Annotated in this window: 13 protein-coding genes; 10 read left to right on the top strand and 3 right to left on the bottom strand. The window is 65.3% G+C overall.

The genetic code is table 11. The features are described from left to right. The 4 genes from V6M61_RS12000 to V6M61_RS11985 form a co-directional block, all read left to right on the top strand. Window positions 1-220 (top strand): hypothetical protein (locus tag V6M61_RS12000; protein ID WP_332776811.1); only part of this gene is annotated, 220 nt, incomplete at its 5' end. Then, window positions 208-1,338, top strand: coding sequence for an aromatic ring-hydroxylating oxygenase subunit alpha (locus V6M61_RS11995; protein ID WP_332776810.1), 1,131 nt, complete (start codon window positions 208-210; stop codon window positions 1,336-1,338). The genes V6M61_RS12000 and V6M61_RS11995, both read left to right, overlap by 13 nt. Before the next feature lie 119 nt (window positions 1,339-1,457). Then, on the top strand, window positions 1,458-2,450 hold the full coding sequence (locus V6M61_RS11990) for a DMT family transporter (protein WP_332776809.1): 993 nt from the start codon (window positions 1,458-1,460) through the stop codon (window positions 2,448-2,450). A 26-nt stretch (window positions 2,451-2,476) separates the two neighbouring features. Continuing rightward, complete coding sequence (locus tag V6M61_RS11985) at window positions 2,477-3,379, top strand: sulfurtransferase (RefSeq protein WP_332776808.1); 903 nt, start codon at window positions 2,477-2,479, stop codon at window positions 3,377-3,379. A gap of 25 nt (window positions 3,380-3,404) precedes the next feature. On the opposite strand, the gene V6M61_RS11980 is transcribed toward V6M61_RS11985, so the two are convergent. Further along, window positions 3,405-4,385, bottom strand: coding sequence for a Bug family tripartite tricarboxylate transporter substrate binding protein (locus V6M61_RS11980; protein ID WP_332776807.1), 981 nt, complete (start codon window positions 4,383-4,385; stop codon window positions 3,405-3,407). A gap of 2 nt (window positions 4,386-4,387) precedes the next feature. Continuing rightward, on the bottom strand, window positions 4,388-5,446 hold the full coding sequence (gene add / locus V6M61_RS11975; RefSeq protein ID WP_332776806.1) for an adenosine deaminase: 1,059 nt from the start codon (window positions 5,444-5,446) through the stop codon (window positions 4,388-4,390). A 69-nt stretch (window positions 5,447-5,515) separates the two neighbouring features. Here add and V6M61_RS11970 point away from each other — a divergent pair, with 69 nt between their 5' ends. Further along, complete coding sequence (locus V6M61_RS11970; protein ID WP_332776805.1) at window positions 5,516-6,466, top strand: LysR family transcriptional regulator; 951 nt, start codon at window positions 5,516-5,518, stop codon at window positions 6,464-6,466. A gap of 13 nt (window positions 6,467-6,479) precedes the next feature. Here V6M61_RS11970 and V6M61_RS11965 read toward each other — a convergent pair whose 3' ends face one another. Further along, window positions 6,480-7,751: an FAD-dependent oxidoreductase gene (locus V6M61_RS11965; RefSeq protein ID WP_332776804.1), complete on the bottom strand. Its 1,272-nt coding sequence runs from the start codon at window positions 7,749-7,751 to the stop codon at window positions 6,480-6,482. A 301-nt stretch (window positions 7,752-8,052) separates the two neighbouring features. Between V6M61_RS11965 and V6M61_RS11960 the strand changes: the two genes are divergently transcribed. The 5 genes from V6M61_RS11960 to V6M61_RS11940 all read left to right on the top strand — a co-directional run. Beyond that, window positions 8,053-9,183, top strand: a complete 1,131-nt coding sequence (locus tag V6M61_RS11960) for a LacI family DNA-binding transcriptional regulator (RefSeq protein WP_332776803.1) — start codon at window positions 8,053-8,055, stop codon at window positions 9,181-9,183. A gap of 200 nt (window positions 9,184-9,383) precedes the next feature. Continuing rightward, the gene (locus V6M61_RS11955; protein WP_332776802.1) at window positions 9,384-10,055 is read left to right on the top strand and encodes an amino acid ABC transporter permease; all 672 of its coding nucleotides are present in this window, start codon (window positions 9,384-9,386) and stop codon (window positions 10,053-10,055) included. Then, window positions 10,055-10,708 (top strand): amino acid ABC transporter permease, encoded by a 654-nt coding sequence (locus tag V6M61_RS11950; protein WP_332776801.1) that lies wholly within the window; start codon window positions 10,055-10,057, stop codon window positions 10,706-10,708. The genes V6M61_RS11955 and V6M61_RS11950 overlap by 1 nt, the downstream gene beginning before the upstream one ends. 95 nt (window positions 10,709-10,803) lie before the next feature. Next, window positions 10,804-11,610: a transporter substrate-binding domain-containing protein gene (locus V6M61_RS11945; protein ID WP_332776800.1), complete on the top strand. Its 807-nt coding sequence runs from the start codon at window positions 10,804-10,806 to the stop codon at window positions 11,608-11,610. A 43-nt stretch (window positions 11,611-11,653) separates the two neighbouring features. Beyond that, the coding region (locus V6M61_RS11940; RefSeq protein ID WP_332776799.1) for an amino acid ABC transporter ATP-binding protein at window positions 11,654-12,345 on the top strand (692 nt) is incomplete at its 3' end.

Here is a 12,345-nt window from a genome sequence, read left to right as displayed (position 1 = left end):
GGATTTTTGTTCAGGACAAGGCGCAAACCACAGCAATAGCCCCGCTATTGCGCGGATTTGCAACGCCGTCATGGACGAAAAGACGCGGTTTTATGTGCCGGATAGCGTGCAACACCACACTAGCACCTTTGGGTTGCCGTCCTGCCTGTCTCCCTCCAATTTACCGCTCAAAAACCTGTCCGGGGTGGTACTGTCCTCTGGAATTGCATGTCTGATCTAAGCCTTCGTCTATTGCAGGCCACGAGCCAGCTCCCGATTTCCAGCTACTTTGATGCCGCGCTTTACCAGCGGGAGCAGCAAAAGCTGTTTGCCCATGGCCCGCGCTACGTCGGGCATGAGCTGGCAGTTCCGAACCTGGGTGATTTTTACGCCCTGCCGCAAGAGGGTGAGGGCCGCGCGCTGGTGCGCAACGGCTCGGGCATCGAGCTGATTTCCAACGTCTGCCGCCACCGCCAGTCCACCATGCTGCAGGGCCGCGGCAACACCGGCAGCAACATCGTCTGCCCGCTGCACCGCTGGACCTACAACACCGCCGGCGAGCTGATCGGCGCGCCGCACTTCCAGATCGACCCCTGCCTGAACCTGAACCGCTACCAGACCACCACCTGGAACGGCCTGGTGTTTGAAGACAACGGCCGCGACATTGCCGCCGACATGGCCAGGCTGGGCCAGTCATCAGGTCATAGGGCCGACCTGGACTTTTCAGGCTACCAGCTCGACAAGGTGCACCTGCACGAGTGCAACTACAACTGGAAGACCTTTATCGAGGTCTATCTGGAGGACTACCACGTCGGCCCCTTCCACCCCGGGCTGGGCGCCTTCGTCACCTGCGACGACCTGAGCTGGGAGCTGGCCAGCAACTACTCGGTGCAAACCGTGGGCGTGTCCGACAAGCTGGGCAAGCCCGGCACCGACACCTACAAAAAATGGCATGACGTGGTGCTGCAGTACCGCAAGGGCGTGCCGCCCAAGTACGGCGCGATCTGGCTGACCTACTACCCGCACGTGATGATCGAGTGGTACCCGCATGTGCTGGTGGTCAGCACGCTGCACCCGCAGGGGCCGGACAAGACGCTCAACGTGGTCGAGTTTTTCTACCCCGAGGAAATCTGCGCCTTCGAGCGCGAATTCATTGAAGCGCAGCAGGCCGCCTACATGGAAACCTGCGTCGAAGACGACGAAATAGCCCTGCGCATGGACGCCGGCCGCAAGGCGCTGATGCTGCGCGGCGACAACGAGTTCGGCCCCTACCAGAGCCCCATGGAAGACGGCATGCAGCACTTTCACGAGTGGTATCGCCGCGAGATGGGCGCCAGCAAAACCACGCAGATGCTGTGAGGTGGTGAGCCGGGCCGCTTCACCCTGGCGCGCAATATGCTATTTATTTGATAGCTTCTTGCGCACATTCTGCCTGGGCTAGAACCTCTTTTCTTATAAATTTCAAGACAAGACACGCTATGCAAGCTTTGTGGATGGTGGTGGCCTCGCTCCTGTTTGCCACCATGGGCGTGTGTGTCAAGTTCGCGTCGGAATACTTCACCAGCTCCGAACTGGTGTTTTACCGCGGCCTGATCGGCATGGCCTTCATGGCGGCACTGGCGCGCAGCCGGGGCACCAGCCTGCGCACGACGGTGCCGGGCATGCATGCCTGGCGCAGCCTGATCGGCGTGGTGTCGCTGGGCGCCTGGTTTTACGCCATCGCCAAGCTGCCCCTGGCCACCGCCATGACGCTCAACTACATGAGCAGCGTCTGGATTGCCGCCTTTCTGGTCGGCGGCGCGCTGCTGGCCTGGAACCCCTTGAAGCCGGGCACTGGTCCGAACGCCGCAGGGCCGCCCCAAGGCGGGAGCGCCCCCCCGGGGGGCAGCGCAGCACGCAAAGCGGCAAGCGTGGGGGCGCCTTTCTTGCAAGGCCCACTGGTGCTGACCGTGCTGGCCGGTTTTGCCGGCGTGGTCATGATGCTGCGCCCCACCATCGAGCAGAACCAGATCTTTGCCGGCCTGATTGGCCTGCTCTCCGGGCTGGGCGCGGCCTTTGCCTACATGCAGGTGATGGCGCTGGCCCGCGTGGGCGAGCCGGAGTCGCGCACGGTGTTTTATTTTGCGGTGGGCTCCGCCATTGCCGGCGCGCTGGGCATGGCGCTGACAGGCGTCTCGCAATGGCACTGGATGCCGGCCCTGTGGCTGCTGCCCGTGGGCGTGCTCGCCTCGCTCGGCCAGCTGTGCATGACGCGTGCCTACTCCCACGCCAAAACTCCGGGCGGCACGCTGCTTGTCGCCAATTTGCAATACTCGGGTATTGTGTTTGGCGCTGTTTACAGCGTGGTTTTGTTTGGCGATCATATTCAATGGATAGGCTGGCTGGGCATGGCCCTGATCGTGCTCAGCGGCATTGCCGCCACGGTCCTGAGGACACGCGCCGCGCCCAATGCACCGGCTGAAGAGCATTGATCTGCATCTGCCCCAAAGGAACAACCATGAACTACAGCACCCTGATCTCCAGCGAGCAACTGCAGGCCCTGATTCGCAGCGGCCTGCCCTGCATGGTGTTTGACTGCACTTTTGAACTGATGCAGCCCAAGGTCGGCGAGCAACAGTACTTGGAAGCGCACATCCCCGGCGCCGTCTATGCCAACCTGGACACCGCCCTGAGCGCCAAACACGGCGTGCCCGGCGCCCACGGCGTACTGACCGCCAGCAGCGGCGCCGACCAGCCCGCCTCGGGCGGGCGCCACCCGCTGCCCAACCGGGAAAAATTCGCCACCTGGCTCTCCAGCGTGGGCTTTACCAACGAGATGCAGGCCGTGGTCTACGACCGCAACGGCGCCAACTACTGCGGCCGCCTGTGGTGGATGCTCAAGTGGGCCGGCCACCAGAACGTGGCCGTGCTCGACGGCGGCTTGCAGGCCTGGCAGGCCGCCGGGGGCCAGGTGGCCAGCGGTGAAGAGCCCTCGCACTTTCAGTCAAGCTTCTTCCTGAGCCCTGAAAAGGCTGCACTGGTCACTACCAAAACCGTCGCAGCCAACCTTGGCCGCCCCAACCAGACCATCATCGACGCGCGCGCCACACCCCGCTTCAAAGGCGAGGTCGAGCCGCTGGACCCGGTGGCCGGCCACATCCCCGGCGCGCTGAACCGGCCGTTTTCGCAAAACATCGGCCCGGACGGCAAGTTCAAGCCCACCGCGCAGCTCAAGGCCGAGTTTGAAGCGCTGCTGGCCGGCCGCGACCCCGCCAGCGTGGTGCACCACTGCGGCAGCGGCGTCAGCGCCGTGCCCAATGTGCTGGCGATGGAGATTGCCGGCCTGGGCCGCGCCGGCCTGTACGCCGGCAGCTGGAGCGAATGGTGCAGCGACCCGGCGCGGCCGGTTGAAAAAGGCTGAGCCGCAGGCCGCTTATTCCACGTATTTATTCCTTGATGTTGGCGGCCTGCACGATGCGGGCATAGCGCGCCTGCTCGCGCTGCACGAAGCGCCCCAGTTCCGCCGCGCTGCCACTGCCGCCGAGGGCGCCCTGCTCCAGCATCTTGGCGCGCACTTCATCGGACTTCAGCACGTCGTTCAATTCGCGGTTCAGCCGCTCGATCACGGCCGGCGGCGTTTGCGCCGGGGCAAACAGCCCGGTCCAGGCGACGAAGTCAAAGCCCTTGAACCCGGGCGATTCGGCCAGCGCCGGCACATCGGGCAGGGTCGGCAAGCGCTTGTCACTGGTCACCGCGATGGCCTTCATCTTCTTGCCGAGGATGTGCGGCGTGGCGCTGATGCTGATCAGCATCGCCAGATCGACCTGGTTGCCAATCACGTCGGTGGCGATCTGCGCGCCGCCGCGGTAGGGCACATGGGTGATGTAGACCTTGGCCTGGTCCTTGACCGTCTCCATGGCCAGCTGCAACACCGTGCCCACGCCCGAGGTGGCGTAGCTGAGCTTGCCGGGCTGGGCCCGCGCGAGCTGCAGCACCTCGGCCAGGTTGTTGGCCGGCAGGCCGGGCCGCGCCACCAGCACCATGGGCGCGGTGTTGACCAGGCCCACCGGTGCCAGGTCTTTCAGCGTGTCGTACTTCACTGCCGCCGGGTTGATCAGGCGTGCGATGGCCACCGGGCTGTCGGCGCCCATCACCAGCGTGTAGCCATCGGGCGCGGCGGCGACGGCCTTGGCGACGCCTATGGTGCCGCCAGCGCCCGCCACGTTCTCGATCACCACCGACTGCTTGAGCCGCTCACCGAGTTTTTGCGCGATCAGGCGCGCCGTCACGTCCACGCTGCCGCCGGCACTGAAGGGCACGATGATAGTGATGGGCTTGGCCGCTGGCCAGGCGGTTTGCGCATGAGTGGCGCCCGCCACGGCAAGGGTAGCCACGGCGGCGAGGGAGAGGGCAAACGGTTTCAACATGGTCAGGTTCCTTGTACAGGTTCAACATTCTGGCGCAGCGCGTCAAAGCGGGCGCCCCATTTACTGCGCCACTGGCGGCGCGTGCTGTCGTCGATCCAGGCGGCGTCCAGGCCATTGAGCATGAAGCCGCGCAAGTCGTCGAGCGTGAAACCGAAGTCGCGCTGCATCATCAACCAGGCCTGGGTCGGGGTCACATGGTGCAACGTCGGGTCGTCGGTGTTCGGGTGAATGCGCAGGCCGAGTTTGGGCATCTGGCGTATCGGGTGGTCCAGCGCCCAGCGCTCGGGCGCCAGCGTGCGCAGGTAGTAGGAGTTGGTCGGCACCACGGTGAACACGATGCCCCGCTCGGCGCACTGCCGCGCGAAAGCCGGGTTGTCGACGACGGTGTAGCCGTGGTCGATACGGTCTACTTTGAGCAGCTCCACGGCCGTCTGCACATTGGTCCAGGGCATGCCGAACTCGCCCGCGTGGGCGGTGGTCTTGAGCCCGGCGCGGCGCGCTGCGCGATAAGCATCCACAAACAGCTCGGGCGGCCTGTCCACCTCGCGGTAGTCGATGCCGATCCCAATCACCTCCTCGCAGCGGTGCTCGGTCATCCACTGCACCATCTGCAGCGCCTCGGCCGGCGTGGCTTCCCGGTCTATCGCCGGCACCAGGCGGCCGATGATGCCGTGATCGGCCTGCGCGTCGGCGATGGCGCGCACGATCGCTGCCTGGGCCTGGGCATAGGGGATGCCGGAATCGCGCACGGTGCCGGTGGGGTTCCAGAAAAACTCGGCGTAGCGCACCTGATGGGCCGCCGCATCCTGCAGGTATTCGTAGCTGATGCGGTGCAGGTCGTCGGGCGTCTTCAGCAGCCAGGCGTCGAGCGCGCGCAGCACCCGCAGCACGCCCACGGGTTTGTCGCCGCGGGTGTAAAAGGCCTCGATGTCTTCGCTGGTCAGCGGCGCATTGGCACGCCGCGCCAGATCGGTGAAGGTGCCCTGCCGCACCGTGCCCAGCAAATGGCAGTGCAGCTCGGCCTTGGGCAGGGCCAGCAGGAAGTCAGGCAGGGTCAGCATGGGGGCATCGTAGCCATGGACTTGTCATAAGTGAAATGATTTAATTTGATAACTTCATTAAGTTTTTGTATGACAAAACTCAACCCGGAACCCGCCACCAACCTGCGCCAGCCCACGCTCAGGCAGCTCAGGGGCTTTCACGCGGTGGCGCAGCACGGCAGCTTCAGCCGTGCCGCCGAGGCCCTGGCACTGACCCAGCCCGCGCTGTCAGCCACGATCCGCGACCTCGAGCGGCTGCTGGACGTGACGCTGCTGGAGCGCAGCACGCACCATGTGGCGCTCACGCCGGCCGGCGCGGCGCTGCAGCCGCAGGTGGCCTGGCTGCTCAACAGCTTTAACCAGGGCGTGGGCGACATGCACCGGGCGCTGACGAGCCAGACGCGCAGCCTGCGGCTGGCCGCCCTGCCCAGCGCCATGCACCTGCTGGCGCCGCATCTGGCGCAGTGGGCGCGCCGGCACCCCGATGTGGCGCTCACGCTGCGCGACCCGCTGAACGAGGACCTGGTGGCGGCCCTGCACACCGGCGAAATCGACATCGCCCTGGGCGCCGAGCTTGACCTGCCCGCCGGCATCGAGGCGGTGCGCGTGACCACCGACGAACTGGTGGCCGTGCTGCCGCAGCAACACCGGCTGGCAGCGCCTGCCGGGCGCCGGGCATTGCGCTGGCGCGACCTGCAGGGCGAACGCCTGGCCCTGTTCGCGCGCGGCAGCACCTACGACCTGGCCCTGGCCACGCTACGGCAACAAGGCGTGGCGCTGGACGCGGCCGACCGGCTGCTCTACAGCGAATCGCTGTTCAGCCTGGTGCGCAGCGGCTTGGCGGTGGGCGTGATTTCGCGCCTGTACACCCATGGCATGCCGACCCAGGGCCTGTGCGTGCGGGCACTGGGCACGCCGGCCATCACGCGGCGCATTGCCCTGATGGTGCGCGGACCGGCCCGGCTGCACCGCCCCCTCGTCCTGGATTGCCTCGCGCACCTGACGCAGGCGCTGCGCGCCCCGGCTGCGTCGCGCGAATGAGCCTGCGACGCATTCATGGCGCTTTCCCATGGTCCGGTGAATGCACATGTTCGGGCCGCACCCCCACGCCGATCGCATAGGCCGGCAGCGAGCGCAGCCACGGCCAGCGCTTCATCAACCTCAAAGGCCAGGGCACAGCCAGCGGCTGGCTGCTGTCCAGCACCGGGCCAAGGACGCGGTTTTGCACCGCCAGCTGCACCGCCTGCGTGAGCCGGGTAGGAAACAGCCGGCGCCGCTCGACGTGCGCCAGCAGCGGCGTCAGGTCTTCGGCGCTAAGCCCCGCATCGGCCAGCGGCGCGGCCAGCACATTGGCCGCCGCCACCGCGTCCTGGATCGCCAGGTTGATGCCGACGCCGCCGACCGGCGACATCGCATGCGCGGCATCGCCGATGCACAGCAGGCCGGGCCGCCACCAGCGTTCGAGCCGGTCCACGCTCACGCTCAGCAGCTTGACGTCGTCCCAGCTCGCCAGCGCCGCCTCCACCCGGTCGGCAAACAGCGGCGCAATCGCCACCAGGTCGGCGCGAAACGCCTCCAGCCCGCGCAGGCGCACGGCCCGGATGCCGCCCTTGCGGATCACATAGGCGCATTGCCAATAGCTGCCGCGGTTGAGCATGGCGAGAAAGCGGCCGGCGCTGATGCGCCCGCCGGTCGTGAGCGGGTCACCGAACGCCTTGGGCATGCGCATCCACAGCACATCGATGGGCGCACCGAGCTCGCGCACCTTCAGCCCGGCCACCTCCCGCACTACCGAGCGCCGGCCGTCGGCGCCAATGACCAGGTCGGCCAGCACCTCCAGCGGCCCCTCCGGCGTCATGACGCTGACCCCCGCCACGAGGCCGGCGCATTCCAGCACGCCTATGACCTCGGCATCGAGCAGCAGGCGAAAACTCGGGTAGCGCGCGGCCTCGTCGCGCAGGAAGTTGAGAAACTCCCATTGCGGCATCAGTGCGATGAACTGGCACTGCGCACGCAGCCGCGAAAAATCGGCGAGCACCACCTCGGTGTCGCCGATCATGGCGCGCAGCTCGCGCACGGCGTCGTGCGGGCGCGCCAGGAACGCCTCCAGCAGGCCCAGCTCGTGCATCACCTGCAGCGTCGAGGGGTGCACCGTGTCGCCGCGAAAGTCGCGCAGGAAGTCGGCGTGTTTTTCCAGCACGAGCACGTCGACGCCGGCGCGCGCCAGCAGCAGGCCCAGCATCATGCCGGCCGGACCACCGCCGGCAATGCAGCAGCGGGTGTGGATGTGTGCAGCGGTGCTGGGCGGGCGGGTCGGGCGGGTCATGAAGCGTGGTGCCGTGTGTGCAGAATTCCGCAAGGTTAGGGCGAGGGTAAGCCCGGCACACCGGATCGTCAATTCAGCTCTGCAGGTACCCGGCAAACGATCAGCCGCATCAGCCGCAAGCACTCTGAAACGGGTATTTTTAATGCTAAATAATCCTCAAGCCCGTTAAACATCGGCGCAATCAGCTATTAAATCTATAGCAAATAACCCTGCCACCCGACACTGGATCGGTGCAGACGCTGGTGCTAACATTCAACTGAAACTGGTTTCACAATCAAAGCTCCAGCCCAAGCCCTGCCCCATGCCACCGAAAAAACCTTCCAAAGCAAAAGCCACAGCGCCAGCACTGCCTGCCGGGCGGGCCACCATTGACGACGTGGCGCGCGAGGCCGGGGTTTCCAAAGCCACGGTGTCGCGGTTTCTGAACCACCGCGAAAGGCTGCTCACGCCCGACATTGCGGCGCGTGTTGAAGTCGCCATTGCCGCCCTGGCCTACTCCCCCAGCCCCATGGCCCAGGCCCTGAAGCGAGGCCGCTCGCGCCTGATCGGGCTGGTGGTGGCCGATATCACCAACCCGTTTTCAGTGGCGGTGCTGCGCGGCGCCGAGAAAGCCTGCCATGACGCCGGCTACCTGCTGATGCTGTTCAACCTGGGCAATGACGGCCGCCGCGAGTGCGAGGCCATTGAGGCCCTGTCGTCCTACCAGGTGGAGGGCTTCATTCTCAACACGCTGGGCCGCGATGCCGGGGCGGCCACCGATGCGGCCCGCCACGGCAGGCCGGTAGTGCTGGTGGACCGCCGGCACACCGACATGCAGGCCGATTTCGTCTCGCTCGACAACGCCGGCGCGGTGCGGCTCGGCGCCGGCCACCTGGTGGAAGCGGGCTACCGCGAGTTGCTGTTCGTGTCTGAACCGATCAGGAACGTGAGCTCGCGCATGGAGCGCGAGGCGGCCTTCCAGGCCTTCATCCATCAGGACCAGGGCGCACCGAACATGAAGGATGTGCGGGGCCAGGTCTTTGAGAGCACCGCCGATGACACCGAAGCGCTGGACAACGCCCTGCGCAGCCTGCGCAGGCGGGCCGATCAGCGCGCGGGCAAAGGGGCCAGCCAGCGCCTGCCCGGCGTGGTGTCGAGCAATGCCGTGGTCACGCTGCGCGTGGTGGCCGCCATGGCGCGGCTGGGCTGGCAATTTGGCGTGGACGTCGGGCTGGTCGGCTTTGACGACACCGAATGGTCGCCTTATGTGGGTCCGGGCCTGAGCACCATTGCCCAGCCGACGGATGACCTGGGCCGCGTCGCGGCGGCCTGCCTGATCGAGCGCCTGCAGGGCCTGGTCCTGCCACCGCGGCAAATCCTGCTGCCGGGCAGCCTGATGGTGCGCGGCTCGTCGCAGCCCGCGCCCGCACGGCATACCCAAGGGCCTGGGTAGCCCTCACCGCATCCACACCCGCCTCCCCAGCAATCAGGGTAATCCCTAGACCGAAACTGAAACCGGTTTCTTATAATTCAGAAACCGGTTTCAGAGATTTGGCGAGTCCTCCGACCCCACTTGACCCTGAGGCTTGAACAGAAAGCTTTTCACCCCGCAACCCCCTCGCAGGCGCGCCTTACCGGCATGACTGCCAACCCATGAACTACACGTTTCAATTCGGTGATGTGTTTGCAGCCTGGCCGCTGCTGCTCAAAGGCACCTGGAGCACCATCCAGTTGTCCCTGCTGGCCATGCTGATCGGCCTGGTCGTGGCCATCTTGTGTGCCTGGGGCAAAACATCGGGGCCCAAGTTCCTGCGCCTGCTGATCAATGCCTACATTGAGCTGATCCGCAACACGCCGTTTCTGGTGCAGCTGTTCTTCTTCTTTTTTGCGCTGCCCGCGCTGGGCCTGCGCTGGTCGGCCTACACCGCAGCGCTGACCGCCATGGTGGTCAATCTGGGCGCCTATGCCACCGAGATCATCCGCGCCGGCATCGAGTCCATCCCCAAGGGGCAGATTGAAGCCGGGCTGGCGCTCAACCTCAAGCGCCACGAAATCTTTCGCTTCGTCATCCTGAAACCGGCCCTGCGCGCCATTTACCCGGCGCTCACCAGCCAGTTCATTTTGCTGATGCTCAGCTCCAGTGTGGTGTCGGCCATCTCGGCGGACGACCTGACCTCGGTGGCCGCCAACCTGCAATCGCAGACCTTTCGCAGCTTTGAGATCTACATCGTCGTGACCGTCATCTACCTGCTGCTGGCCCTGTCGTTTTCCGCCCTGTTCCGCGTGATTTACCAGCGGAATCTGAACTACCCGGACCGTCGATAATGCGCACCTTCGGTTTTCCTGAATTCCTCTTCATCCTTGAGGCGGCCAAGTGGACCGTGTCCCTGTCGCTGATCGCTTTCATGGGCGGTGCCATGGGGGGGCTGATCATTGCCCTGTGCCGCACCTGCGACAGCCCGGCACTGCGCACGCTGTCAAGCGGTTTCATCCAGATCTTCCAGGGCACCCCGCTGCTGCTGCAGCTGTTTCTGGTTTTCTTTGGTGCACCGGTGCTGGGCCTTGACATCAACCCCTGGATTGCCGCGGGCGTGGCCCTGACCCTGAACAGCAGCGCTTTCCTGGGTGAAATCTGGCGCGGCTGCATCCAGGCCATTCCGCGCGGCCAGTGGGAAGCGGCCGAAGCCCTGAGCCTGTCTTATGCCTACCGCATGCGCGATGTGGTGTTGCCGCAGGCTTTCAAAATTGCCCTGCCGCCCACCGTGGGCTACCTGGTGCAGATCATCAAGGGCACATCGCTGGCGGCCATCATCGGCTTTGCCGAGATCACGCGCGCCGGGCAGATCATCAACAACGCCACCTTTCAGCCGCTGATCGTGTTCAGCGTGGTCGCGGTCATTTATTTCGTGCTGTGCTGGCCGCTGTCGCTGCTGGCCGCACGGATGGAGCGCCGTCATGCCGCGGCACTCACCCGCTGATCAGAAGGCCTGTCCACGCTTGAGCTTGCCAAGGCCATTGCAATTTCCCGCTCACCCCTCCCATTCACTCTTACCCATTTAATGGAGACATCACCATGATCAAATCCCTGCAACGCCGCGTATTCACCGGCACCGCTGTCGCGCTGGCCCTGGGCGCCGCCCTGGCCACCTGGGCACCGGCTGCCAGCGCGCAAACCGTGGCCGACCTGAAGAAAAAAGGCGAGCTGACCATCGGCATGCTGGTGGACTTTCCGCCCTACGGCACCATGAACGGCAGCAACCAGCCCGACGGCTACGACGCCGACGTGGCGCGCCTGCTGGCCAAGGACCTGGGCGTCAAGGTCAACATCGTCCCCGTGACCGGCCCCAACCGCATTCCCTTTCTGCTGACCAACAAGGTGGACCTGCTGGTGGCCTCGCTCGCCATCACGCCCGAGCGCGCCAAGCAGGTCCAGTTCTCCAAGCCTTACTCTGCCGCCAGCATTGTTTTGTACGGCAGCAAAAAAGCCAACCTCAAAACCCCGGCCGACCTCAAGGGTGCGCGCGTGGGTGTGGCCCGCGCCAGCACGCAGGACGTGGGCCTGACCGCCATTGCCCCGGAAGGCACAGAGATCCGCCGCTTCGACGACGACGCGTCGGCCATGCAGGCCCTGATGTCGGGCCAGGTCGACGCGATTGGCTGCTCGACCACCGTGGCCGCGCAGATTGACAAGCGCGCACCGGCCAACACCTACGAAAACAAATTCTTGCTGCGCCAGCAGGTGATGGCCGTGGCCATGCGCCCGGGCCAGGCTGAACTGCTCAAAACCGTGGACGACTTCGTGGCCAAGAACACGAGCAACGGCGAGCTCGGCAAGCTGTACCGCAAGTGGCTGGAAACCGACCTGCCGAAACTGCAGTAACCCTGGCCTCTGTGCTTACAACGGTGCTTTCATGACTGACACAATGCAATCTCCTGGCGCTTCACCGGCTACGGCCCAACCCATCATCCGCATTGAGGCGGTGGACAAATGGTATGGCAGCTTTCAGGTGCTGACCAACATCGACCTGAGCGTGGCGGCCGGGGAACGCATTGTGATCTGCGGCCCGTCGGGCTCCGGCAAGTCCACGCTGATCCGCTGCATCAACCGGCTGGAGACCGTGCAAAAAGGCCGCATTGTGGTCGACGGCATCGACCTGACGGCCGGTGGCCGCAATGTGGATTCGGTGCGGCAGGAAGTCGGCATGGTGTTCCAGCAGTTCAACCTGTTCCCGCACCTGACCATCCTGCAAAACTGCACGCTGGCGCCCATGCGCTCGCGCGGCATGAGCCAGGAAGAAGCCGAAGCCACCGCAATGAAATACCTCACGCGCGTGCGCATCCCCGAGCAGGCCCACAAGCACCCCAGCCAGCTCTCGGGCGGCCAACAGCAGCGCGTGGCGATTGCCAGAGCCCTGTGCATGACGCCCAAGATCATGCTGTTTGACGAACCTACCTCGGCGCTGGACCCGGAGATGGTCAAGGAAGTGCTGGACACCATGATCGGCCTGGCCGACGACGGCATGACCATGCTGTGCGTCACGCACGAGATGGGCTTTGCCCGCAGCGTGGCCGACCGCGTGATCTTCATGGCCAACGGCCAGATCATCGAGCAGGC

The sequence above is a fragment of the Polaromonas sp. genome (assembly GCF_036676035.1).
Taxonomy (GTDB): Bacteria; Pseudomonadota; Gammaproteobacteria; order Burkholderiales; family Burkholderiaceae_C; genus Polaromonas.
Note: the sequence above shows the minus strand (reverse complement) of the source record. Positions and strands in the feature narration are given on the sequence as shown.

Coding starts and splice junctions, on each gene's coding strand:
- V6M61_RS11995 (WP_332776810.1), top strand. CDS start 208: ATGTCTGATCTAAGCCTTCGTCTATTGCAGGCCACGAGCCAGCTCCCG.
- V6M61_RS11990 (WP_332776809.1), top strand. CDS start 1,458: ATGCAAGCTTTGTGGATGGTGGTGGCCTCGCTCCTGTTTGCCACCATG.
- V6M61_RS11985 (WP_332776808.1), top strand. CDS start 2,477: ATGAACTACAGCACCCTGATCTCCAGCGAGCAACTGCAGGCCCTGATT.
- V6M61_RS11980 (WP_332776807.1), bottom strand. CDS start 4,385: ATGTTGAAACCGTTTGCCCTCTCCCTCGCCGCCGTGGCTACCCTTGCC.
- add (WP_332776806.1), bottom strand. CDS start 5,446: ATGCTGACCCTGCCTGACTTCCTGCTGGCCCTGCCCAAGGCCGAGCTG.
- V6M61_RS11970 (WP_332776805.1), top strand. CDS start 5,516: ATGACAAAACTCAACCCGGAACCCGCCACCAACCTGCGCCAGCCCACG.
- V6M61_RS11965 (WP_332776804.1), bottom strand. CDS start 7,751: ATGACCCGCCCGACCCGCCCGCCCAGCACCGCTGCACACATCCACACC.
- V6M61_RS11960 (WP_332776803.1), top strand. CDS start 8,053: ATGCCACCGAAAAAACCTTCCAAAGCAAAAGCCACAGCGCCAGCACTG.
- V6M61_RS11955 (WP_332776802.1), top strand. CDS start 9,384: ATGAACTACACGTTTCAATTCGGTGATGTGTTTGCAGCCTGGCCGCTG.
- V6M61_RS11950 (WP_332776801.1), top strand. CDS start 10,055: ATGCGCACCTTCGGTTTTCCTGAATTCCTCTTCATCCTTGAGGCGGCC.
- V6M61_RS11945 (WP_332776800.1), top strand. CDS start 10,804: ATGATCAAATCCCTGCAACGCCGCGTATTCACCGGCACCGCTGTCGCG.